Source organism: Pseudomonas sp. DSP3-2-3 (assembly GCF_049898225.1).
Taxonomy (GTDB): Bacteria; Pseudomonadota; Gammaproteobacteria; order Pseudomonadales; family Pseudomonadaceae; genus Aquipseudomonas.
In genome coordinates, this window is the sequence record NZ_JAFCXH010000001.1 from 17,851 (window position 1) to 40,214 (window position 22,364).

The window sequence follows — 22,364 nt, forward strand, 5'->3', positions numbered from 1 at the left end:
GTTGTTGGCAGGCGCGGCTCAGTGAACACTGAAGCCGCGCTGCGCAAGCGCTTTAAATCGGCAGTGCACTGACCACGCGCAGTGCCAGACCTTCATAAGCGTCCAGGGTGATGGTGAACTCACCTTGCTCGGTCAGATCGCCTTCAACCCGCTCGTTGATGATATCCACCACCGGGCCCGGCGCTACGTCAGTCAGGTGCAACGTCTCGACGACGGGCTCGGAACTGAAGTTCAGGGCGGTAATTTGCGTACCCTTCCCGGCCGGTAGCTCGTGGACCATGATCAGCAAGCCTGGATGCTGCACATCCGGAATCAGGATCTGCTTGCTTGCGGCGATGTCGTAAGCGCGGCGCACGGCGAGGATTTTCTTGAGCTGTGAAGCGAACGAATCCGGACGCTTGAGTTGATCGACAAGGCTGCCATACAGCGTCTTCGGACGCGGCATGTTGCCAGCGGAAAACTCCGCTTCGGGGTCAAGATCCACCAGATCGTAGGCGCCGCGATGAATCCAGCGCGTATCGCCGTCCTGCATCAGGTGCTGGACCTGCTCGGCCGGCAGTGTCAGCGCACCCACCAGATCCCAGCCGGACAAGGCAAAGACACCGGGTTGCATGGCGTTGAACATCACCAGCAGCAAGTGAATGTGCTGGATTTTCAGGATGTCCGCGTCGGTAATGGTGTCCAGATCGCGAATGCCCAAAGCTGCGGTAATGATGCTCGCGGTGGTGCACGCCACGCCATTGGTGACGAACTTCAGGTTATAAGGCGCGTGTTCGCCCGTCAGACGCTCGTACATCTCTTCGCGAATGTGCTCGCGCAGGATGTTGCCGGGGAAGGTCTGACCTTGGTAGTGATAGGTGTCATGGGCATGCAACGTCCAGAAATGCACCAGTTCCAGGGTCAATTCATCATGGTTTTGCAACGCATGAATCAACGACGCCGGATCTATGCCGAATGCATGCACCTGACGCAGCATCAGTCGCAGAAACTCGGTATTGCCGGTCAGCAATGCGTGCTGATAGGCCGGACGCGTAATGAAGTCGTAGGACAGATCCGCGCCGCCGTGGGACATCGACGCGATGTCGTCCAGCGTCAGGTTCAATTCCTGGAAGCTGAAACCGCCCGCCTTGCGAATCGCGCCACCGAGCAACTGGTTGCCGGTGATGGACAACGGATGGCTTTCCGACCAGGCATTGCCCTCGGCCTTGCGTTCCACGCCCAGGAAGCCGTTGGCGTCGAGACGCAATACCCGTGCACCCATGACATCGATGGCGTGCAAGGCATCCCCGATGATCATCTGCTGCGCGGTGAAGCTTGGGTCGAGCCAGTTCAGTGAAGGCTGGCCGTCCTTGAAATAGTGCAGATACACCCAGCGCCGCGCCTTGCCATCCACGCCCTGGACGATGCTGGTAGCACTCCAGTCGGTCTCTTTGACGCCGGGTTCGAAAAAGATCACCCGCTGCAACTGGCCGACGATGTAGTGCTTGTCTTTCAGCTGATCAACGACCTCCGGCATCAGATTGACCGCATCGCGACCAGCTGGAATATCGGGCAGCAAATGCCAGTCTTCCTCACGGATCTCGACCATATGGTAAAGGCCGGGGTAATCCTCATAGGCCATTTCCGCAAGACGGAAATCCGCGCCCTTGCCGGTGTGCGAAGGAATCACGTCGTCGATCATCACCGCGTTATGCGCGGCAGCGATGCGGCTGAGGTTCAACAACTGCGCTTCGGTGCCCAGGTCCGGGTCGATGCCGAAGCTGATGCGGTCGAAGTTACCGTCGATGCTTGGCGTACGCTGGCGTCCCTGCAAGCCGCCAGAGGTTTTCAGCGGACCGTTATGGATGCCTTGAATGCCGATTTCGGACAGCGCATGCCACAAGGTCTCATCACCCAGGGCTTCCAGAACGGACCCGCCTTCGCGGGTGACAATGGACGCCGGATAGGCTGTGAACCATACGGAGGCGATGGCTGACGCGTCGCGCGGCCGGGCCTCGGCGAAGGGGCGCTGCCAAAGCCTGCCCTGCCCCGAATACAATTTGGCCCGTTGTTTTGCCGCGTTCAGCATCGATTGCTCTACGAGCCAATCCACATATTGCTTGTCCGGTGTTGTCATAAATTCCAATCATCCGTTTCAAGTGAACCGAGCCGAAACGCCGATTCTGCTTCCAAATACCTATTGCTATGAGCCTCGTCAGCGCCAAACGTTGCATTTTAGTTTTCAACCCGCCGGGCGCGTGGCTTGCCTCAGCGCATCCATTACCGCGTTCGCCGCGTTGGACATCAGCGAGACAGGCCGGGCAATGACGCTGATCCGCCGCTCGACTGTCACGGGCAGCGGCAGGCAATCAAAACTGCCATCGTTGAGCGGCAGTAGCGTGCGGGGCAGGATCGACATGCATTGGCCTTTTTTGACCAGATCCAGCAGCGTTTCTACGCAGCTGAGTTCGCCACGATGGCTGAGACGGACCTGGGCGTTATTCAACTGAGTGTGCAGCGCCTCGACACCCGCATGCCGCCAGGCCACATAACGCACGGTCTCGGCCAGCTGAGCAAAGGTCGGCTGAACGCCGGGTGGGTGTTTCGCGGTCACCAATACGTAGGTGTCGAACCAATGCAGATGTTCCAGATAATGGTCGTCGAGAATGGTGCTCGGCATGATCACGATGTCAGCCACGTCGCGTTTCAAATAGTCCAGCGAAGGGTTTTGCTCGCTGCCATGCACCGCAGACAGTGAGACCTGCGGGTGGAATTTGCCCAACGCGGCCATGCACTCCGCCAGTGTGGTTTCTTGAATGTGGGTGAAATAGTGAACCGTTACGCGACCATTGATCTCATTTTTTTTAGTTGCTCAAGGGTCGCCAGCATCATGTCCAGAGTGCGAGTGATGACTTGTCCGTCCGGAGTCAGCGTGCAGCCGGTGCGGCTGCGTATGAACAGACGCTTGTTGAAGAACGCCTCAACTTCCTTGATGGCATAACTGATGTTCGATTGGCTGCAACCCAGAATGGCGGCGGCCTCCGAAAAAGATCCCTGCAAGGCGACGGTCTGGACGACTTTGAAGAAGTGGGTTTTCATTTTCCTGAACTCTGGCGTGAGCGATGGTTGGCGCGGGCGCGATTGCACGAGGCGCAGGTCACGTTTCCAGCCGCCAGGCGCCGCCAGAAAGGAACGGCGGACTGTCTTTGTTTCGGCAGGTCGGGGATTTATCAGGAGAGACTTGCGCGCGTGACAACACGGCTGACAGATCGCCTTGTTCGGTACCAGCGCTATTGAACGCGCGGCGAACGCGGTACGGCTGTCAGCGGCGGCAAGCATTCATACCGGCACTTTCCGAAAAAACGGTGGGAAACGTAAGGCTGATCGGAGGTTATGAATTCGTCGGGTGAGGTTGCCCCGGTCAATCCACAGGCTGGCGGTCCCTGTCAGCCCTGTAGATCAATGACTGAATCAATCAGTCGTTTTCAGTCCAGTCGAAGTCCAGCTGCAAGGCGGTACGCTCCGCCAACTCGCGGCTGTGCATGCGCTCGACCATGTGCAGGCTCATGTCGATACCGGCCGAAATGCCCGCAGAGGTCACGAACGCACCTTCATCGACCCAGCGCAACGTGCTGAGCACATCCACGGCCGGGAACATTTCCTTGAGGTCGTTGATGTCTTCCCAGTGCGTGGTGACCTGCTTGCCAGCCAGCTTGCCGGTCTTGGCCACCAGGAACGCACCGGTGCAGACGGCGGCGATCACCCGTTCCGGCGCTGCCTGACCGCTGATCCAGCGGATTACGTCAGGTTTTTCCATTTCGGAGGTGATCACCCCGCCCGGTACTACCAGGCAATCCATGACCGGATGATCATTGATGGTGTAATCGGGATCGACTTTCAAACCTGCACGAGCCCGGACCGGCGACAAAGTACGGCCTATGGTAAACACCGTGAACAGCGGGCGTTCGTCACGGCTATTGCGCTGGTGCATGCGGGCGGCGGTGGTGAATACTTCGTAAGGACCTGCGAAGTCGAGGACTTCAACGTCGTCGTAGACGTAGATACCGATGTTGATTGTCACGGAAATGGACTCCCGGGCGGCTTGCGCGACCTTGATCAAAGGGTCAGGTTTTGGCCTGATTGCAACACTCAGATTAACCAGTCCATTTGCACTCAACTACTGTCGGAAATGCCAATATCCGGTAACATCGCGCCATGAAAAATCATCTTGTCGTCGCGCTTATCTACAACCAGCTGTGCACCTTCGAATTTGGCTGCACGGTGGAAGTGTTTGCCTTGAAAAGGCCCGAGCTGGGTGTGACCTGGTACGAGTTCGCAACCTTCTCGGTGGATGAAGGCGCGATCACCGCTGCCGGGGGCATCACTATCGTGCCAACGCCGGGCGAAGTGCTGCTGGAAAACGCCGATACCATCATCGTTCCGGGCTGGCGTGGCGTGGACTGCGAAGTACCGCCCAAGTTGATCGCTCAATTGCAGGCTGCGCATGCGCGGGGCGCGCGGATCTGTTCGATCTGCACCGGCGCGTTCGTGCTGGCGGCCGCCGGATTGCTGCAGGGCAAGCGGGTCACCACGCACTGGCGCTATACCGACATGCTGGCCAGCATGTACCCCGAACTGACCATCCAGCCCAATGAGCTGTATGTCGATCAAGGCCAGATCGTGACGGCGGCCGGCTCGGCGGCGGGTCTGGACATGATGTTGCACCTGGTACGCACCGATCACGGTGCCCGGGTGGCGAACATGGTCGCGCAGCGCATGGTGATTCCACCCCATCGTGAAGGCGGACAGTCGCAATACGCGTCACGCCAGTTGGTGTCGGCCAGCGACGGGCCGATATCGAACCTGATGGACTGGATTCGCGGCGATCTCAAACACGCCCACAGCATCAAGGAAATGGCGGATCGAGCAGCCATCAGTACGCGCACGCTGCACCGAACCTTCATGGAAAGCACCGGTTTGACACCGTATGACTGGATTCTGGGCGAACGAATCGCCTACGCCAAGGAGCTGCTGGAGTCTTCCAACATGCGTTTGGCCGAACTGGTGGACGTTGCCGGTTTCGGTTCAGAGGAATCGTTTCGTCGGCACTTTCGCAATCTGGTTGGCGTCAGTCCCAGCAGCTATCGCAAGCAGTTCGCCAGGGTCTGAGGTTTAGCCTTCGCCGTACAGCGCATCGACAAGTGCATCGGCAAACACACCCCAGGCGCCGGTTACTGCGGTATTGGTCAGCGCGACCAGGCTGATACCCGCGCCGGGATCGACCCAATAGTGACAGCCGTACAATCCGCACCACGACCAGGTTCCAGGCGCCTGCTTGTGTTTTGCCAGTTTGGGATCGGTCAGCAGCATTGGGCCCAGACCAAACTTCCATCCCGGCCCCCTGTTACTGATTGGCAGGTCGCCAATGGCATTGCTCAGCAGGCTGGCGGTGCTGGCTGGACGCAATAACGGCGCGCCGCCTTCGCGCAGGCATTCCAACAACTTCAGATAATCCGCAGCAGTGCCGATCATGCCCGCTCCTGCGGATGGATAAGCCTGTGGGTCTGCCACGCGCGTTGATGACAGCCGTGCTTCGCCACTGTCCAGTTTCAGCACATCAGCACCTTCAATGCGGATCGGCCCACCCGCTGCGTCCCGATAAGCAACGGCCAACGAATGATCATCGCTGGCAACGAAACCGGTCGCATTCATCGCTAACGGCTGCGTCACCCAGCGTTCAATGGCTTGCGGGAGTGGCACGCCGCTGGCTTGCTCGATCATCGCGCCGACCACATCCGTCGCCAGGGAATAACCCCAGGCCTCGCCGGGCGCGAACAACAATGGCACGCCAGCCAGGCGGGTCAGGTTATGTTGCAGGTCAAAATCAACATGATCCAGCCCGTCCGACACCCTTGCCCGTTCATAGGCGTTCCCAACGGGTTGCTCAAATCCGTAAGACAACCCTGCCGTGTGCGTAAGCAAATGGCGCAAGGTGATGGTCGCTTTTGCGCCATCGGCCAGGCGTGGTCGAAAGTCCACAAGCCAACGGGTGATCGGTTCATCCAGCGATAACCGCCCTGATTCACAAAGCCGTAACGCTACCACCGAGGTCAGCAGCTTGGTCAGTGACGCCAGGCGAAACTGCGTGTGTGGTGTCACCCGTCGCCTGTGTTCCCGATCTGCCCAGCCCCGCGCTGAAGCGAAGCGCAGTTCGCCCTGCTCGGCGACCAGTAACATCCCGCCAACGATGCGTCCCGATTCGACAAACTCCTGCCAGACCGTGGAAAGTCGCTTGATCCTCGCAGCCTTGATCCTCGGCATCGGTCAGTCGCCCGCGACAGCACGGCAAAAAATCCCGGCGTAAGTCTGCGCTGAATGCCGTATCGGATTGGTGTGCGAACAGCCATCGGAAAACGACATTCGCCCAACCAGCTCTGCATCTCGGCCATCAATGCCCAGCGCACTCAAGGCGTGGGGAATGCCGATCTGCTCGCGCAAGGCCAGAACCCAATCCAGCACACCAGCAAATCCCGGTTTCGGCAAATCAAGCGCAATCGATAGCGCCTGCATCTGCGGGCCAAGCACTGCCTGATTGGCCTGCAACACATAAGGCAGCAGGATCGCATTGAGCAGGCCGTGATGCTGATCGTAAAGCGCGCCCAAGCTCTGGGCGATGGCATGCACGCCGCCCAGGCCGCGCTGGAATGCCACGGCGCCAAGGCTTGAAGCCACGAGCATTTCCTGGCGCGCATGCAGGTCTGCTCCATCCGCGACCGCCAGCGGCAGGAACCGCTTGATCAGCTGCATACCTTTGACTGCCACCGCCTCGGCCATGGGGTGATAAACCGGCGAGCAATAAGCTTCCATACAATGCGTCAACGCATCAATGCCGGTGGCCGCCGTTAGATGTGGCGGCAAGCCCAGGGTCAGATTGGCGTCGAGAATCGCAATCCTCGGCATCATCCGGCTATGCAGGATGGTGCGCTTGACCCGCGCCTCTTCATCAGTGATCACCGACGCTCGGCCCACCTCGGAACCAGTGCCCGCCGTGGTCGGCAAGGCAATGATCGGCGCGATACCCGCTGGATCGGCGCGCAAATGGTTCTGGCCAATGTCCTCGAAATCCCACAGTGGACGGTTCTGCCCGGACATCAAGGCAATCGCCTTGGCGGCATCCAGCGCTGATCCGCCGCCGAATGCGATGACACCGTCGTAGGTGCCGTCCTGGTAAACCGCCAAACCATCGGCAACGTTGCCTCCGGTCGGGTTGCCTTTGACCTGGTCGAAAAAACCACAATCACCCAGGGTTGCGCGGCAGTCAGCCAACGCGCTTTGAATCATGTCGGTGGTCCCCAGAAACCGGTCGGTGACCAACAGCGGCCGGTGCATGCCGACGCTCTGGCACGCCTGGGCCAGTTCGCTGACCCGCCCTGCGCCGACGCGAATGGAGGTCGGGTAATTCCAGTCATTACTGTGCATGGTTGCAATCCTTGAATCAGTTGAATGAAGTCACTTGAATCAGCCAATAAGGCCGGCAGGCAACAGACCGATCAGCAGGCGCAAACCGAACGCGATCATGAACAGACCGGTAATGATGTCGATGGCCTTTTTCATGCGCTGATAGCGCTGTTGCACAGCCGGAATCGAAAACAGCGTCGCCAGTAAGACAAACCAGGAAATCGCCAGCACGGCGATGATCGATACCCCGGCCGTGCGCACCCACATCGGCAGACCCGGTGTGGTAACGGTGGTGAATACGCTGGTGTAGAACGCCAGTGCCTTGGGGTTGGTCAGATTGGTCAGCAGGCCGAAGTGATAGGCCCGACGCAGGCTGCCAATGCCCAGCGCCGCGATATTGCGTGGCGCGGGCTGGCTACCGGCATTGCGCAGGCTTTTGCTGCCCAGCCAGGTTAGATAAACGCCGCCAAGCAGCTGCAAGGCCGGTTGCAGCCAGGGCAACTGCTGAAACATCAGGCCCAGACCTGTCGCCGCGAGCAATGCCCAGATGATGCTGCCCGAAGCAACGCCAAGGCCGGCGCAAATCCCCTGTTGCCGGGACTGACTGAACGACAGTTGGGTGATGACCAGGAAGTTCGGGCCGGGACTGATAATCAAGACGATGAACGCTCCGGCGAGCGCCAGCAGCAAAGTGATCTCGGACATAGAGATGATCCTTTCGAGTAAGTGGTTAAGGTGGTTGCGGTACGGGAATTCAGTCAGGTGGTGAATTGTTCGAAGGCGACGTCGACCTCCAATGCAGCAAGGCACGACTCAACGGCGCTGCGCGCTTGCAGCAGTGCCCGGCAGGCGGGATCGGGTGTCGGCACGTAATGGTTGTAGAACGTGCTGCCCTCTACGGCCGGCCCCAGAACCCAAAGGCGCGGCTGGACCTGGCCGTTGCTACCGACGGCGCGGTTTTGCCGGTCGACTTCGATGCCGTCGGCCGGATACGGGTGGGCCGGGCGCACTAATCCCTGCTTGAGCAAATCAGCAAGCACCGCCGACCGGCTGCCCGACAGGCCGCTGTGTGCCGTCCGCGCCTTGATCACCGCATCGAACTGAGCATCGGGCCCATTGATTTGCATGGGCGAAAGCAGCCTGACGATCCCGGCGTCCATCAGCGCCAGCAAATCTTCATAGCGTTCTTGCTGCGGACCGCCCACCAGCCGATTGCCAAGCGCCGCCCAGACGCGATAAAACGCTTGGGTCGAGGTATTAGTCAGCCCGTTGTGATCCACCGCCAGACGCAACACATCGCGACAATCGCGCCACACTTCCAGCGCTTGCGTCAGTGGGCTCGCGGCCCTGCCCAGGCGGCTGCGCAGCAAATCGGCCTCGATCCATTGGCGGAACCATTGCTCATAAGCGCCGGACTCGCCTTGCCATTGGCCAATGCGCAAATAGGCTTGGGGATCAAACGATCCGCACCTCGCGCGCATCTCGTCTTCGATCAATGGCAGCACCTGGCTGACGAAATCCAGACGCCCATCGACGCTTTCCCGTCTTAAGGAACGGATTGCCGCAGGGGAAAAAAACGTTGGTGGTTGCGGCGCAAGTTGATCAGGCTGCCACTGGGGCCGCGCATGAAACGGCAGGCCGGTACGCGAAAACAGATAAATCTGTGGCTCGCGGCCCGAAGGCAGATACCGCCAGCCGCTGAGGCTGTTGTCACGCACATAATGGCCGCCGCGTCCCTGCGTCAGCTCTGCCAGAGTGTCCATCGCCGTCAGGCCCAGGCCTTCGATGGCTACCCGTTTTCCAGTCACAGAATCAAGTCGGCGCGGTGCATGGCCGGTGGTCAAGAACACCCCATCGACAACTAGCTGCTGCCCGCCGCTGCAGGTCAGCAGGAAACCGGACTCCCCTGCTCTCGGGCAGCAACCGACGATCAATTCCGGGTGATGGCGCAGCTGGACATGGGCCGGGCACAACTCAAGCAAGTAGCGGTAGCTGTCACGCAAATAGCGCCCGAGCAAGCGACGCGGCACGAAGTCGCCAAATTCGACAGGTCTGCCCTGCGCGTCGAGATGCCCGCGCTCATCAAGTCGCACGTCTTGAGCCGCGCACCATTGCAGGAATGTCAGGCCTGCGGGCTCATTCGGCAGCGTCGCGGGAAACGCGGCAGAGAAAGCCGAAATCTGCCCGGCCATGGTGTTGAGCATCAAATAATCCGCTTGCTCGGGCAGATGCAGCCCGCTGCCCGGTGTCTGCGGGTCAAAGACCTCGATCAGCAGGGGCCGCTCCGGGTTTCTCTGCGCCAGACCCATCAGCTGTTCCAGGATGCTCAGGCCTCGGGAACCCATGCCGACGATTGCCACACGATGGGCGCTCACCAGCGATTCGACTCAAAGAAGAAGTCCGCAATCGGCAACGCCTTACCTTGGGCGATAGCCGTGTCGTAGACCCGCTTGCCCACCGCCAGATCCAGCACGCCAAGGCCAAAGGGCGAAAAAATCGTCGCCCGATCAGGACTGAGTTCCACCTGGCCGAGCATCAATTGCGCAAGGGTGCCAGTAATGAACGAGCGATCCTCATGCTGCTGCACGGCCAGGTGCGGCGAGGTCTGGGCCTTCAGGCAATGCTCGATGTCATCCAGCACGTTATTGGCCTGGGCAATGATCTCCGGCCCCAGATCACGCAGGGAAATATTCAGCACGAGCTGTTCCGGGCGAAACCTGTGCTGCAGCACATAAGGCGTTGGTGCGGTGGTCGCGAACAGCACGATATCGGCGAGCAAGGCCTCTTGCAGTTCAACCCGCTGGGCAGGTAACTGATGCTGCGCGGAGACATGCAGCAACAGCGCGTCCGCCGATTCGGCATGCAGATCGCAAACCTGCACGTTGCCAATCTCCCAGCCATCGCTGACGAACAGGTCGAGGATGGTCCGGGAGATAAACCCGGCACCGACGATGGCCAGGCGGTTGACCTTACGTTGTTGCCGGTTCAGCCAGCGCGCCGCCAATACCGCCGACGCAGCTGTGCGCATTGCGCTGATTCGCGAAGCCTCAAGGCAGGCGTAGGCGTAACCGGTGTCCGGCCGATTGAGGATAAGCACCGCCGACGCCCGCTGCAGGCCAGATTCGACATTGCCCGGGAAACTGGAAATCCACTTGATGCCACTGACCTGCTGGGCGCCCGAGACGCTGGCGGGCAAAGCAATGATCCGGTTCGCAGGTGCCCCGGGGAACCGCAAGAAGTAGCTGTCCGGATTGATCGAGCGCCCGGCTTCGTGCTCCAGATAGGCGCGTTCGACATCCGCTATGCAGGCGCAAGGATCATCCGCCAGAATCTGCGCAACTACCTTGCCATCCACCACATGGAACGGCGCCTGCTTGCTACGCGCCGTTCGCAGGTCAGTGGTCCAGGCGGGTTCGATGTGCAGGTCATCCAGTTTCATCTGCAACACATCTTTGCCAAAGCGCTGCTCGACCCATTGATCGTCATACAGGGTGTCGAGATAGCGCTCGCCCCAATCCGGCGACAAGGCCACCACCACTGAACCCGGCTCGATACGCTCGCGCCACGCATGCACAGCAGCGATTACCGTCGCCGTAGAACCGCCGACCAAAAGCCCTTTATTGCGCGCCAGCAGGCGACACATTGCAACGGTGCGTGCTTCCGGAACCATCTCCAGATAATCAATGCCTTCGGCGGTGAAAATCGGCGGCCGCTGACTGGTGCCCAAACCGGGGATGAAGCGGCGACTGGGAGGCATGTCGAATGTCACCGAGCCCACGCTATCAACGGCAATGATCGTGGTGGTAGGGTGATGCTTCTGGAAATACTGCACACACCCCATCAGCGTACCGGTGGTTCCTGCACCCACGAACAGATAATCGACATGCCCGAAACACTGGGCAATGGAACGCGCCGTGGTGCGTGCATGGACACGCGGATTGGCGGCGTTTTCGTATTGATTGAGCCAGACCAGCTGTGGATTGGCGCTGAGCATGCGACGGATCAGCGCGATGCGCGTGCCGAGAAATCCGCCGTTGGCGTCCGGCTCGTCCACCTGGATAACGTCGGCGCCATAACAGCGCATCATGCGGATGTTGTGATCGGAACTATTGGGATCGACCACGCAGGTGAACCTGATGCCACGCTCGGCGCAGATCATCGCCAGCGCCACGCCGAGGTTGCCGGATGACGATTCGATCAGCCGGGTGTCCGCCGTGATCAGCCCCCTGCCCTGCAAATCATCGATCAGGCCGACTGCGGTCTTGAGCTTGATCGAGCCCGCCGGATTCAGAGACTCCATCTTCAGGAAAAACTCGTGTCCCAGTCCGGCGACTTTGAGAAAGGCCCGGTCGTGAACGATATCGGAGATGTTTTCGTACATGCTTTCGTCCATGGCGATCACTCACTGAGCCCGCGCAGGTTGAGGGTGGTTTTGTGCCCGGACAGCCTGTTGCAGGCCATCGGCGATACGCTCGGCGCGCAAGGCCATGAGCGAAAATGACTGGCTGTCGCTGATGCCGTGGCTGCGTTCGGAGAGGCCGTTGACCCACACCCTCACGTCGCAATCGCCCTGAGTGGCGACGTTGTAATCACGATCAATGACCAACCCGTCGTCCACGTCGGCCTTGAGCCAGGGTTGCAGGTTGCTCAACAGCGGCGGCATCAGGTACTGCTGATACCCGGTGCCGAGGACGATGACGTCGACTTCCAGCACTTCGCTTCGCTGGCTGAAGGTATCGGTCAGGGTCACGCGATAACCCGCTTCGCAGTGCTCGACCTCAGTGATGGCGCGATAGCCGTAGGTTTGCAGACGCTGACGGCCGGTGATGGAGTCTTCGTACATCAGTGAGAACAGCTTCTGACTTTCATCCGGGTCAATTCCGGCGTAATTGGTGGAGCGGCTCCAGTCGAGGAATTGCTGCCGGGCCGCAGCATCGAGACTGTGGAAGTAATCCACGTGGTCCGGGGCGAACACCCGGTTGGGAAATTGCCCCAATTGGGTCAGCTTGAAACCCGCCGAGCGATGCACGGAATGCACCTGGATGGCGCTGTCCCGTCCAGTCAGTTCCAGCACCGATTCACTGGCGCTTTGCCCCGAACCGATCACCATCCAGCGTTTGGGCATTGCCTGACCAAAGGCTTGCAGGCGCGTCAGGAACTGCGAGGTATGAAAGAGCGTTGGCCCGAGCAGCGCCTGAAACTGCTCCGGCACTCGTGGCGCGGTGCCGCTCGACAGCACGACATTGCGGGTCACGAAGCTGCCCTGCGCAGTTTCGATACGAACCTGGCTAAGGCGGCCATCGCGAATGATCGGCAGGATTTCACTCACCGGCGCGTTGAAATGGGTGTGGCCGTTGACCTGTTGCGCCACCCAGCTGACGTAATCCGACCATTCATGGCGGCTGGCCGGGCGACCGAGCAAGCCGAAGTCGAACAGGCGCCCGCGCGTTTTCAGGTACATCGCAAAAGAGAACCGGCTGCGGGGATTGCGCGGCGTCACCAGATCGCGAAAAACGTGGTGATTGATGTCGGTGCCGGCCAGCAGAAGCTCCCTGTGCCACTGGGTATCGTGCGCGGCTTCCAGATAGCGTACGGACAGCTTCGCCAACGGCGCGTCCACTTCCTGGGCGTCGGCGAAAACACAGGACAGCGCGATGCCTGCGGGTCCGAAGCCAATACAAAGGGCGTCTGCGTGAACGACGCCAACGGGTGAATCCAGCATAAAAGTACCCATCCATTGAGTTGAAGTTGTGTTGGAGCTGTGATCGAAATATCAGAGCCAGGTCAGTCGGCGATGGGCATCAGCCCCGCGATGCCCACCTGCCAAAGGCGCGTGCAAGCACCTCGACACTCGCCATGATCGAAACTGACCGCGCCCAGCGGCGTCGCGAACGTTTCGTGGTTCAAGGCATGCAGCAGTTCAGTCGGTCGCCATGAGCGCTGGGCCAACCGGGCCAATACGTGAAACATCAGCAGGCTTTCGCGAAAATACGTTTCGGGTTCGGCGCCGAATTGCACGCGGTGAGCGACGGATTCGTTGGCCGTTGACGCAACCGCGCCGAAACCGATGACGTAGATGTTCGCGTCGTGTGCTGCGGCGTTGCCCAGATACGGCGAAGCGGCGTCGTCGGTGAGCACCAGTGGCCGTCGGCTACCGCTGCGGCGGCGTGCATGCCAGTGCTCGCGACTGTTGGCCAGACGCCCGGCGAACACTTCCACCTGCGCCTGTTCGCGATCGACTGTGCGACGTATCCCGCAATCGCTGGCAGCCTGAGCAATGACCTTGGCCAGCGCCTGGCCATGGGCGCTGGGATCAGCGTCGATATGGACGCAGGTCCATTTCCTGTACCTGAGCCAGGTAACCAGATCGTTCGCCAGATGCCGGTCCGCAGGGCAAAAGCGAAATACATTGGGGTGGTCCTGGGTCAGGCAGTCGATAGTGGCTGCGGGGGTCAGTAACGCGATGCCGACCTGCCGATAGATACCCGCAGCCACCATTGCCGCGTCGGAGGAAAAGTGGCCGATAACCAGATCCACTTTGGCGGCGACCATCTGCCGTGCCACTTGCCCTGCGCATGCGGGATTCGCGCCGTCATCGCAAAACTGCCAGTGCACCCGGTCAAAACCCGGTATGCCGTTGCGGGCCACGGTCATCGCCCGCAGGAAGGTTCGGGCATGCGGCGTGTCCGCCGGATCGAATAACGCGCTGACGCCGACCTTTAACCGGCTCATGGCTGCACACTCGACAGGCTGCCCGCGCAGCTCATCGTGCGAGCCGGTGAAAATGCCGCCCAGCCTGAAGTTGCCTGCTGCCCTTGCAAGTGACACTGGAGCTGCTCGAAGGCAATCTGCGCGATCCCCGGCGCCAGTTTGAAGCCGAGGCCGCACAAACCCGTCGCCAGATAAACCGGGCTTTGCTCGTCGCAAAAACCCACCAGCGGTCTGCCGTCCGGGCTGTAGCTATCGAACCCCGGCAGTACGTCGAGCACCACCGAGTCAGTGGCGTCGAGCAGCTGTTGCACGCGTTCCCGTGCGTTTTGCTGATTGCCCACATCGGGCAACCCTAAGTCTTCAGGAAACTCCCCCGCCTCCCGGAGTGCACATCCGGCTTGCACCAGATGGCGCGTCAGCGGAAGGGCATACGCCTGGGTTTCGCTGTCGATGATCGGCATGCGGCAATCGGTGCCGGTGACCACCCGCGCCAACGGAATCGACCGGGTATGCAGGGGGAGGTTTGGCAGCAGACGCCGAGTCCAGGCGCCTGCTGCCACCACTACCGCCCGACAACGCAAAGTGGCTGTGCCCAGATCAACGCGTGCTTCATGCCGAGAGCGACACTCAATGGCTTTGACCTCGCAATGCTCCAGCAACAAACCGTCTTGCCGCACTGAATTGGCCAGCAACGTGGTCGCCAGACGTACATTGCCAATGCTCGCCTGAGGTTCATACAGATTCACCCGCTCCGCGCTCGGGCAACGGGGGAAATGCACACCATTGAGCTCGTCACTGGCGACCAGACGCATCGGGTACTGAGCGGTGGCGTGTTGTTCAATGGCCCGGGAAATCCTGTCCTGCTGGTCCGGCGCAGCTCGATACAGCACGCCGCTACGGCGCAATGCTCGGGAATAAGTGGCGGCGAAAATTCCCTCGCGCATCACACCAATGGAATATGCGGCCAACTCCATCAGCAGCGGATCCGGGTCGTACAAACGCACCAGCCCACCGGATAACGCACTGGCACCGCTCGTTGCGCTGCCGTCCTTGTCAATCAACGCTACGGAAATTCCGGCGCTGCACAGCCTGGCCGCGATACTCGCGCCGACAATGCCGGCACCGATGACGGCGACTTCGTAATCCATGAACATTGTGTTCGAGCCTGTCAGATGGAGTAATCGGCTGCGCAGCCATTGAGAATCGTCGCGTTGACCCGATCCATCTGCAGCGAAAACGCCTCGGCGATGCGCTGCGCGGTGTCCGGGATCAGCGCCAGGCCAATGACGGCGATGAACGCGGCGAAATGGCTGACCGCTCGACCTTCGGCCAGACGCGTTCGAGTGATGGCGATTACGCCGAGCAGCACCGAGGCCATGTCTTTCATGGAGAATCGATCTGGCTGCGAGGCGTTTAGCCATTGCAGGCGCAGCGCTTCGAGCAACGCGGCGTCCTGGCCGCACATGCCGCTCCACCAACTGTCGCCACCTTGCGCGCCGACACTGAGCAAGGCCGGAAAGAACTCGGCGAACAGCTCTTCGCGCCACGCCAGGAATTGCTGTAAGCGGAAATCGCCTTCGCTTTCTTCCGGGGCGATGCTGGCCAGATACAAGCGTGCGCTGTCGGCGCAGGCCTGACGCGCCAGGTCCGCGACCCAGATGGCGTGATCGCGACTGGTCGACAGGTTCAGGCCGTCCAGCTTGAGGAATTGATTGGGCACAAAGTGTTGGCTGACGCGCACGTCGTCCATCGTCGAAAGCAGCGCCGGATAAACAATGGCGTGACTGAACACGCAATCGAAACCGAGAAAGTGCACCAGCGTGCCCTGCCCCGATTGCCAATACTGTTGATACAGCTCTGGCTTGCCCGCTTGCGCGGCATATTCGCGAAAGGCCGCCATGTACCCGGCCAGGCCCATGAACCAGGTATGAATCCGGCAAGAGCCATCGGCGGCGAGATCCAGCCCGGCATCGCCGGGGCGTGTCACACCCCAGTCATGAAGGTGCTCAAGGGTATCGAGCAGCCAGGCATCCAGCGGCTGGCGCCATTGCCGATTGAGCAGCGCGTCGCGCAACGCCGGTTTCAACTGCGCCAGCTTGAGAAAACCCCGATGGGCGTTTCGCCACTGGACAGGCTGGCTGCACAGCTTGCAGCGCAGATCGGTCATGTATTGCGCGTCGGGGGCCTGGGCGCAGTTCTCGCACTGGCTGGCGTCGGACTCCATGCCACAGTAGTTGCACTGGCCCCGGGCGAATGCCTCGTAGCCCCAGACCGCGCAGTCCGGGCAATAAGCTTCCTGGGAATCGCGAAACTCGATAACCCCGGCATTTCGGGCCTTATCGAACACTTCGCGCACAGCGTCCGCAAAAAATACGTTCTGGAAAGGCCGCAGCCAGTTGTCCGGCTGAATATTGATCGCGGCCAGCGACGCTTGAATCCGGTCTGAATTGCGCCTGGCCAACAGCATTGGTTCGACGCCCTGCTCCAGGCTTTTGCGCAACATGTACGACTGATAGTCGTCGGAGTAGGAAACCATCACGCACTCATGACCGCGCTGGCGCTGCACGCGGGTGAAAACATCGGCGGCGAGAAAGGGGCCGGCGATATGTCCGATGTGCAGGTCGCCGTTGGGCGTTGGCGGCGTGATGGTGACGATGTACTTAGTCATCCAGACACCCCGTTGTTTCATCGTGCTGGGCAACGAAGCCGTTGACGTAATTCATGTCCCACCAGATGACGTAGAAATGAAAGTCCTCGTCCGAGTCATTAATGATGTAGTGAGTGGTATGTTTCGGAATTGCCGCGATATCGCCAACGCCGAACTCCATTTCACGCTCGCCGACGATCAACCGGGCGCGGCCTTTGATGGCGATGAAGAGCTCCTGATCGATCTGCGTGTGCGGCTCACTGCGCGTACCGGGGCGCACCACGCACCAGCCTCCGGCAAATGGCATCGGATAGCCCTGCCACGGCAACAGACGGCTGCCGTCCAGACCGTACTCATGGACGAGCCCGGTGAAATCGGTTGATCGGTGTATGGCGAACTTATGCATGGTCTGGCCCGTACGTTTTAGATGGCCGCCAGCATGCAACCAGCGATAGTTTCCGGCTATCTCATCCATAGATATAACCCACATCACATATCGATTTTTTAAATGGGCATCACTATCAATGATGACGTATATCGACAACCACCATTTCAGCGCGATTGGATTGGCGCCTAGAATCCACGCCAACAGCAAAGCAACCTTGAAGCTTTGCAGACTTGTTAATCAATATATGTGGAGCCACTCATGAAAACTTATGCAATGTTTGCCGCTTTATCGTTATTCTCGGTATTCGCCTCGGCTAACGGCCAGGTGCCAAATGCCGATAACGCAGCACAGCAAAAAACCCCTGCCGTGCAATACGACTACTCACAACACCTTGATATTGCTAAGGTTATCAAAATCACACCCAACAATGACAACGTTTGCGGCCAGGTCGATGCGCACATGATCTACCTCGACAGCCAGGGTGTTCGCCACAATCTTGAATACACCCGCGCTGGCAGCGGTTGCCAGAATGGTTGAGGCATCACGTATGTAGGAGCCAACGTGTTGGCGTAGCCCAGGGTTTCGCGAAGTTGGCTCTTACATTGCGTTATTGCTGAACCCAATAACCTGGCCGGTTATAAACTTCTTTGAGAAACGCGATAAAGAATCTGACCTTGGCCGGAAGATAATGCTGCTGTGGATACACGCCTTGAATGTCGTAGTTGGGTAACGCGAACTCATCCAGCACGGTTACCAATTCGCCCGTTTTCAGCTCATTCTGGATTTCCCACACCGAACGCCAACTCAATCCCAATCCGCGCTTGGCCCAGTCGAATAACAGCTCACCATCGTTGCAATACAAATTCCCCGCCACTTTCACCGCGACCTGCTTGCCATCGCGTAGAAACGTCCAGCCCCGGTGCTGCCCGCCTTGCAGGTTGAATGCCAGACAGTTGTGATCGGTCAGGTCTTCGAGGGTCTGCGGATAACCGTGGGCGGCAAAATACGACGGCGCACCACAGACCACTCGCTGGTTTTCATACAACTTGATGGCGACATAGTTGGGATCGAGCACTTCGCCGATGCGAATGCTCATGTCGTAGCCCTCTCGCACCAGATCAATCACGTTATCGGTGAGGTTGAACGACAGGTTCAGCTCGGGGAATCGCGCCTGGAATTCCGGCGCATGGGGCGCGACGTGCTGCCGCCCGAAACCGGCCGGGGCCGACACCACCAGATGCCCGCGCACTGCGCTTTCATTCTCGCTGACGCTGGCGTCCAGCTCATCGAAGTTGCGTAGCAGCGCCCTGGCGTTTTCCAGATACGACTCGCCCAACTCTGTCAGGGTCAGGCCGCGCGTCGAGCGGTGAATCAACTTCACCCCCAACCTCGCCTCCAGCGCACTCAAACGCCGACCCATGATTACCGGCGTCACACCGTCGACCAGCGCGGCGGCGGCGAAGCTGCCCCGGGTGGCGACCAGAACGTAGCTGCGCAGTTCGGTATAACGATCCATTCGATACTCCTGATACCGACAGAAATGCCCAGCACTGCAATTCCCCTCTATATGGATTGAAAGCAGTCTAGGCCCATACAAAAACTATCGAGCTCAGGAGACTAGCAAATGACCATCATTAGAGCCATCGAAGCCGCTGTACTGGTCATGCGTCGCGAAGGTATCGATACTGCATTCGGTATTCCTGGCGCGGCGATCAACCCGTTATACGCCGCGCTGAAAAAACTTGGCGGCATCGATCATGTGCTGGCCCGCCACGTTGAAGGCGCGTCGCATATGGCCGAAGGTTATACCCGCGCGGTGGCGGGGAATATTGGCGTGTGCATCGGCACGTCCGGCCCGGCCGGAACCGACATGATCACCGGCCTGTATTCGGCCTCGGCAGATTCGATTCCGATCCTGTGCATCACCGGCCAGGCCCCGCGTGCGCGGATGCACAAGGAAGACTTCCAGGCCGTAGACATCGCGAGCATCGCCGCGCCGGTGTGCAAATGGGCGACGACGGTCATGGAACCGGGCCAGGTACCTTACGTTTTTCAGAAAGCCTTCCAGTTGATGCGCAGCGGTCGCCCCGGTCCGGTGCTGATCGACTTGCCGTTTGACGTGCAGATGGCAGAAATCGAATTCGATATCGACGCCTACGAACCGCTGCCCATCGTCAAGCCGCAGGCCAGCCGCAAGCAGATCGAAAAAGCCCTGGCCATGCTCAACGCAGCTGAGCGTCCGTTGATCGTGGCCGGTGGCGGCATCATCAATGCGGATGCATCGTTAGCGTTGGTGGAGTTCGCTGAGCTGACGGGCATTCCAGTGATCCCGACCTTGATGGGCTGGGGCACGATCCCTGACGATCACCCGCAAATGGCCGGCATGGTCGGTTTGCAAACCTCCCATCGCTACGGCAATGCCACGCTGCTGGAATCGGATCTGGTGCTGGGCATCGGCAACCGCTGGGCCAACCGCCATACCGGGACGGTGTCGGTGTACAGCGATGGTCGGCAGTTCATCCACATCGATATCGAGCCGACCCAGATCGGCCGGGTACTCATGCCTGACCTGGGCATCGTCTCCGACGCAGGCGCTGCGCTGGACATGTTCATCGAGGTCGCCCGTGAATGGCACACCGCTGGCAAGCTGAAAAACCGCAGCACCTGGCTGGCCAGCTGTCAGCAACGCAAACGCACCCTGCAGCGCAAGACTCACTTCGACGACATGCCGGTCAAGCCGCAGCGGGTCTACGAAGAGATGAATCGCTTTTTCGGCAAGGACACCTGCTACATCAGCACCATCGGCTTGTCGCAGATCGCCGGCGCGCAATTCCTGCACGTCTACAAACCTCGGCACTGGATCAACTGCGGCCAGGCCGGTCCGCTGGGCTGGACCATTCCCGCCGCGCTGGGCGTGGCCAAGGCTGATCCGGGCCGTAACGTGGTGGCGTTATCTGGCGACTACGACTTCCAGTTCATGATCGAGGAGCTGGCCGTTGGCGCGCAATTCAAGCTGCCGTACATCCATGTGGTGGTGAACAACTCGTACCTGGGCCTGATTCGTCAGGCGCAGCGCGGCTTTGACATGGATTTCTGCGTGCAGCTGGCGTTCGACAATATCAACGCCCCCGAACTGGAAGGTTACGGCGTCGATCATGTGGCGGTGGCCGAAGGACTGGGTTGCAAGGCGATTCGGGTGACCGATCCGGCTCATCTGCAAGCCGCTTTCGCCGAAGCCCGGTCGCTCATGCAGCAGCACCGCGTGCCGGTGATCGTCGAGGTCATTCTGGAGCGCGTCACTAACATCTCCATGGGCACCGAAATAAACGCCATCAACGAATTCGAAGCGCTGGCTGAAACCCGCGCCGATGCACCGACTTCCGTCAGCCTGATGGACTGACCCCCACATTCACGAGGAACTGACATGCTACGTCTTTGCGCCAACCTATCCATGCTGTTCACCGAAGTGGACTTTCTGCAACGTTTCGAAGCCGCGTCCCGTGCCGGCTTCCGCGGCGTCGAGTACCTGTTTCCGTACGAGTTCAGCTCGGCGCAGATCAAGGCCGAACTGGACGCCCATGGGCTGACCCAGGTGTTGTTCAATTTACCGGCCGGAGATTGGGCCAAGGGCGAACGCGGTATTGCCTGCCACCCGGATCGGATCGAGGAGTTTCGTTCCGGGGTCGATCTGGCCATTGCCTACGCCAAGGTACTGGGCAACACCCAGATCAACTGCCTGGCCGGGATTCCAGTAGCGGGTGCCAGCGCCAGGTTGACCGAACAGACATTCGTCAACAACCTCAAGTTCGCGGCGGACAAACTGCAAGCGGCGGGTATTCGTCTGATCGTGGAGATGATCAACACCCGGGATATTCCGGGCTTTTATCTAACCACCACGCGGCAAGCCCTGGACATTCTGGGCCAGGTTGGCAGCAGCAATCTGGCGCTGCAATACGACATCTATCACATGCAAATCATGGAGGGTGATCTGGCGCGAACCCTTGAAAATAATCTGCCTGTGATCCAGCACGTGCAGCTGGCCGACAATCCGGGCCGCCACGAGCCGGGCACTGGCGAAATCAACTATCACTTCCTGTTCGGCCATCTGGACCGCATCGGTTATCAAGGCTGGATTGGCTGCGAATACAAGCCACTGACCAGCACCGAAGCGGGCCTGGGCTGGATGAAATCCCACAACATTGTTTAATTGCCAGTGTGTTCAATCACCCTAGAAAGGAGCATTTCCATGGCTACCATCGGATTTATCGGCACCGGCATCATGGGTCTGCCCATGGCCGTCAACCTGATCAAGGCCGGGCACAGCCTGTTGCTGTCCGACCATCACTCGCCAGCGCCCGAATCGCTGCGAGACAGCGGCGCGCAAGTACTGCACAGCCCCAAGGCGGTTGCGCAGGCGGCTGAGTTCATCATCGTCATGCTGCCCAATACACCCGATGTCGAGTTGGTGTTGTTCGGCGAAGACGGAATCGCGCAAGGCAGCTCTGAAGGTAAAGTCGTTATCGACATGAGTTCCATCTCGCCCTCGGCGACCAAGGCGTTCGCCGAGAAAATCAATGCCACGGGCGCTCTTTATCTGGATGCGCCAGTGTCGGGCGGCGAAGTCGGGGCCAAGGCCGCGACCTTGAGCATCATGGTCGGCGGTGATCAGGACACGTTCGAGCGCGCCCTGCCCTTGCTGCAAGCCATGGGCAAAAACATCACCTTGGTGGGTGGTAACGGCGATGGCCAGACCGCCAAGGTCGCCAATCAGATTATCGTCGCCCTGAACATTCAGGCGGTTGCCGAAGCGCTGCTGTTCGCAGCAAAGAATGGCGCCGACCCCGCCAGGGTTCGTGAGGCATTGATGGGCGGATTTGCGAGTTCGAAGATTCTCGAAGTGCATGGCGAACGGATGATCAAAGGCACATTCAACCCAGGATTTCGCATTGCTCTGCATCAGAAGGATCTGAATCTGGCACTTGAAGGGGCGCGTGAGTTGAACCTGAACCTGCCCAATACCGCCAATGCTCAGCAAGTGTTCAGCACCTGCGCGGCCTTGGGCGGCAGCCAGTGGGATCATTCGGCATTGATCAAGGGACTGGAGCACATGGCGAACTTCTCGATTCGCGAGGCGTAATTCCATTGTTGTCCGTCAAGCCAGGCCGCTCGTTGCAAGCGGCC

Annotated in this window: 20 protein-coding genes; 5 read left to right on the forward strand and 15 right to left on the reverse strand. The window is 59.7% G+C overall.

Features of this window, described 5'->3' with window-relative positions:
- Positions 1-52: 52 nt before the first annotated feature.
- The 4 genes from treS to ACP7E4_RS00100 form a co-directional block, all read right to left on the reverse strand.
- On the reverse strand, positions 53-2,116 hold the full coding sequence (treS, locus tag ACP7E4_RS00085) for a maltose alpha-D-glucosyltransferase (RefSeq protein WP_426110513.1): 2,064 nt from the start codon (positions 2,114-2,116) through the stop codon (positions 53-55).
- A gap of 105 nt (positions 2,117-2,221) precedes the next feature.
- Positions 2,222-2,782 (reverse strand): LysR substrate-binding domain-containing protein, encoded by a 561-nt coding sequence (locus tag ACP7E4_RS00090; protein WP_426111467.1) that lies wholly within the window; start codon positions 2,780-2,782, stop codon positions 2,222-2,224.
- 35 nt (positions 2,783-2,817) lie between these two features.
- Entirely contained in the window at positions 2,818-3,078 is a 261-nt protein-coding gene (locus ACP7E4_RS00095; RefSeq protein WP_426110515.1) for a LysR family transcriptional regulator, read from the reverse strand.
- A 376-nt stretch (positions 3,079-3,454) separates the two neighbouring features.
- Positions 3,455-4,060, reverse strand: a complete 606-nt coding sequence (locus ACP7E4_RS00100) for a DJ-1/PfpI family protein (RefSeq protein WP_426110517.1) — start codon at positions 4,058-4,060, stop codon at positions 3,455-3,457.
- A gap of 134 nt (positions 4,061-4,194) precedes the next feature.
- Between ACP7E4_RS00100 and ftrA the strand changes: the two genes are divergently transcribed.
- Positions 4,195-5,148, forward strand: a complete 954-nt coding sequence (gene ftrA / locus ACP7E4_RS00105) for a transcriptional regulator FtrA (protein WP_426110519.1) — start codon at positions 4,195-4,197, stop codon at positions 5,146-5,148.
- Between the two features lie 3 nt (positions 5,149-5,151).
- On the opposite strand, the gene ACP7E4_RS00110 is transcribed toward ftrA, so the two are convergent.
- The 10 genes from ACP7E4_RS00110 to ACP7E4_RS00155 all read right to left on the reverse strand — a co-directional run bounded on the left by ACP7E4_RS00110 (position 5,152) and on the right by ACP7E4_RS00155 (position 17,201).
- Positions 5,152-6,300 (reverse strand): serine hydrolase domain-containing protein, encoded by a 1,149-nt coding sequence (locus ACP7E4_RS00110; protein WP_426110521.1) that lies wholly within the window; start codon positions 6,298-6,300, stop codon positions 5,152-5,154.
- Positions 6,301-6,303: 3 nt separating this feature from the next.
- Positions 6,304-7,458: an iron-containing alcohol dehydrogenase gene (locus tag ACP7E4_RS00115; RefSeq protein ID WP_426110523.1), complete on the reverse strand. Its 1,155-nt coding sequence runs from the start codon at positions 7,456-7,458 to the stop codon at positions 6,304-6,306.
- Between the two features lie 39 nt (positions 7,459-7,497).
- The gene (locus ACP7E4_RS00120) at positions 7,498-8,142 is read right to left on the reverse strand and encodes a LysE family transporter (RefSeq protein ID WP_426110525.1); all 645 of its coding nucleotides are present in this window, start codon (positions 8,140-8,142) and stop codon (positions 7,498-7,500) included.
- Between the two features lie 53 nt (positions 8,143-8,195).
- Positions 8,196-9,782 (reverse strand): FAD/NAD(P)-binding protein, encoded by a 1,587-nt coding sequence (locus ACP7E4_RS00125; RefSeq protein WP_426111469.1) that lies wholly within the window; start codon positions 9,780-9,782, stop codon positions 8,196-8,198.
- Between the two features lie 26 nt (positions 9,783-9,808).
- Positions 9,809-11,818 (reverse strand): 2,3-diaminopropionate biosynthesis protein SbnB, encoded by a 2,010-nt coding sequence (sbnB, locus tag ACP7E4_RS00130; RefSeq protein ID WP_426111471.1) that lies wholly within the window; start codon positions 11,816-11,818, stop codon positions 9,809-9,811.
- A gap of 21 nt (positions 11,819-11,839) precedes the next feature.
- Positions 11,840-13,159 (reverse strand): SidA/IucD/PvdA family monooxygenase, encoded by a 1,320-nt coding sequence (locus ACP7E4_RS00135; RefSeq protein WP_426110527.1) that lies wholly within the window; start codon positions 13,157-13,159, stop codon positions 11,840-11,842.
- Between the two features lie 62 nt (positions 13,160-13,221).
- Positions 13,222-14,169, reverse strand: coding sequence for an ABC transporter substrate-binding protein (locus ACP7E4_RS00140; protein ID WP_426110529.1), 948 nt, complete (start codon positions 14,167-14,169; stop codon positions 13,222-13,224).
- Positions 14,166-15,302 (reverse strand): NAD(P)/FAD-dependent oxidoreductase, encoded by a 1,137-nt coding sequence (locus ACP7E4_RS00145; RefSeq protein ID WP_426110531.1) that lies wholly within the window; start codon positions 15,300-15,302, stop codon positions 14,166-14,168. Before ACP7E4_RS00145 ends, ACP7E4_RS00140 begins: the two co-directional genes overlap by 4 nt.
- Positions 15,303-15,316: 14 nt before the next feature.
- Positions 15,317-16,816, reverse strand: coding sequence for a methionine--tRNA ligase (locus tag ACP7E4_RS00150; protein WP_426110532.1), 1,500 nt, complete (start codon positions 16,814-16,816; stop codon positions 15,317-15,319).
- Entirely contained in the window at positions 16,809-17,201 is a 393-nt protein-coding gene (locus tag ACP7E4_RS00155; RefSeq protein ID WP_426111473.1) for a cupin domain-containing protein, read from the reverse strand. The genes ACP7E4_RS00150 and ACP7E4_RS00155 overlap by 8 nt, the downstream gene beginning before the upstream one ends.
- A 240-nt stretch (positions 17,202-17,441) precedes the next feature.
- Here ACP7E4_RS00155 and ACP7E4_RS00160 point away from each other — a divergent pair, with 240 nt between their 5' ends.
- The gene (locus tag ACP7E4_RS00160) at positions 17,442-17,720 is read left to right on the forward strand and encodes a DUF2790 domain-containing protein (RefSeq protein ID WP_426110534.1); all 279 of its coding nucleotides are present in this window, start codon (positions 17,442-17,444) and stop codon (positions 17,718-17,720) included.
- Between the two features lie 70 nt (positions 17,721-17,790).
- Here ACP7E4_RS00160 and ACP7E4_RS00165 read toward each other — a convergent pair whose 3' ends face one another.
- The gene (locus tag ACP7E4_RS00165; RefSeq protein ID WP_426110536.1) at positions 17,791-18,699 is read right to left on the reverse strand and encodes a LysR family transcriptional regulator; all 909 of its coding nucleotides are present in this window, start codon (positions 18,697-18,699) and stop codon (positions 17,791-17,793) included.
- Positions 18,700-18,807: 108 nt separating this feature from the next.
- Here ACP7E4_RS00165 and gcl point away from each other — a divergent pair, with 108 nt between their 5' ends.
- Genes gcl through ACP7E4_RS00180 form a run of 3 tightly spaced genes read left to right on the forward strand, consistent with a single transcriptional unit; the run spans position 18,808 to position 22,320 of the window.
- Positions 18,808-20,583 carry a glyoxylate carboligase gene (gene gcl, locus ACP7E4_RS00170; protein WP_426110538.1) on the forward strand — a complete coding sequence of 592 codons (1,776 nt, stop codon included), beginning with the start codon at positions 18,808-18,810 and terminating at the stop codon, positions 20,581-20,583.
- Between the two features lie 24 nt (positions 20,584-20,607).
- Positions 20,608-21,390: a hydroxypyruvate isomerase gene (gene hyi / locus ACP7E4_RS00175; protein ID WP_426110540.1), complete on the forward strand. Its 783-nt coding sequence runs from the start codon at positions 20,608-20,610 to the stop codon at positions 21,388-21,390.
- A gap of 39 nt (positions 21,391-21,429) precedes the next feature.
- Positions 21,430-22,320, forward strand: coding sequence for a 2-hydroxy-3-oxopropionate reductase (locus tag ACP7E4_RS00180; RefSeq protein WP_426110542.1), 891 nt, complete (start codon positions 21,430-21,432; stop codon positions 22,318-22,320).
- Positions 22,321-22,364 lie beyond the last annotated feature (44 nt).

Bases quoted from the DNA above. Each gene is read 5' to 3' on its own strand.
- ACP7E4_RS00180 (WP_426110542.1), top strand. From the start codon at position 21,430: ATGGCTACCATCGGATTTATCGGCACCGGCATCATGGGTCTGCCCATG.
- ftrA (WP_426110519.1), top strand. From the start codon at position 4,195: ATGAAAAATCATCTTGTCGTCGCGCTTATCTACAACCAGCTGTGCACC.
- treS (WP_426110513.1), bottom strand. From the start codon at position 2,116: ATGACAACACCGGACAAGCAATATGTGGATTGGCTCGTAGAGCAATCG.
- ACP7E4_RS00110 (WP_426110521.1), bottom strand. From the start codon at position 6,300: ATGCCGAGGATCAAGGCTGCGAGGATCAAGCGACTTTCCACGGTCTGG.
- ACP7E4_RS00115 (WP_426110523.1), bottom strand. From the start codon at position 7,458: ATGCACAGTAATGACTGGAATTACCCGACCTCCATTCGCGTCGGCGCA.
- sbnB (WP_426111471.1), bottom strand. From the start codon at position 11,818: ATGTACGAAAACATCTCCGATATCGTTCACGACCGGGCCTTTCTCAAA.
- ACP7E4_RS00165 (WP_426110536.1), bottom strand. From the start codon at position 18,699: ATGGATCGTTATACCGAACTGCGCAGCTACGTTCTGGTCGCCACCCGG.
- hyi (WP_426110540.1), top strand. From the start codon at position 20,608: ATGCTACGTCTTTGCGCCAACCTATCCATGCTGTTCACCGAAGTGGAC.
- ACP7E4_RS00140 (WP_426110529.1), bottom strand. From the start codon at position 14,169: ATGAGCCGGTTAAAGGTCGGCGTCAGCGCGTTATTCGATCCGGCGGAC.
- ACP7E4_RS00145 (WP_426110531.1), bottom strand. From the start codon at position 15,302: ATGTTCATGGATTACGAAGTCGCCGTCATCGGTGCCGGCATTGTCGGC.
- ACP7E4_RS00125 (WP_426111469.1), bottom strand. From the start codon at position 9,782: ATGGGTTCCCGAGGCCTGAGCATCCTGGAACAGCTGATGGGTCTGGCG.
- ACP7E4_RS00160 (WP_426110534.1), top strand. From the start codon at position 17,442: ATGAAAACTTATGCAATGTTTGCCGCTTTATCGTTATTCTCGGTATTC.
- ACP7E4_RS00135 (WP_426110527.1), bottom strand. From the start codon at position 13,159: ATGCTGGATTCACCCGTTGGCGTCGTTCACGCAGACGCCCTTTGTATT.
- gcl (WP_426110538.1), top strand. From the start codon at position 18,808: ATGACCATCATTAGAGCCATCGAAGCCGCTGTACTGGTCATGCGTCGC.
- ACP7E4_RS00120 (WP_426110525.1), bottom strand. From the start codon at position 8,142: ATGTCCGAGATCACTTTGCTGCTGGCGCTCGCCGGAGCGTTCATCGTC.
- ACP7E4_RS00095 (WP_426110515.1), bottom strand. From the start codon at position 3,078: ATGAAAACCCACTTCTTCAAAGTCGTCCAGACCGTCGCCTTGCAGGGA.
- ACP7E4_RS00155 (WP_426111473.1), bottom strand. From the start codon at position 17,201: ATGCATAAGTTCGCCATACACCGATCAACCGATTTCACCGGGCTCGTC.
- ACP7E4_RS00150 (WP_426110532.1), bottom strand. From the start codon at position 16,816: ATGACTAAGTACATCGTCACCATCACGCCGCCAACGCCCAACGGCGAC.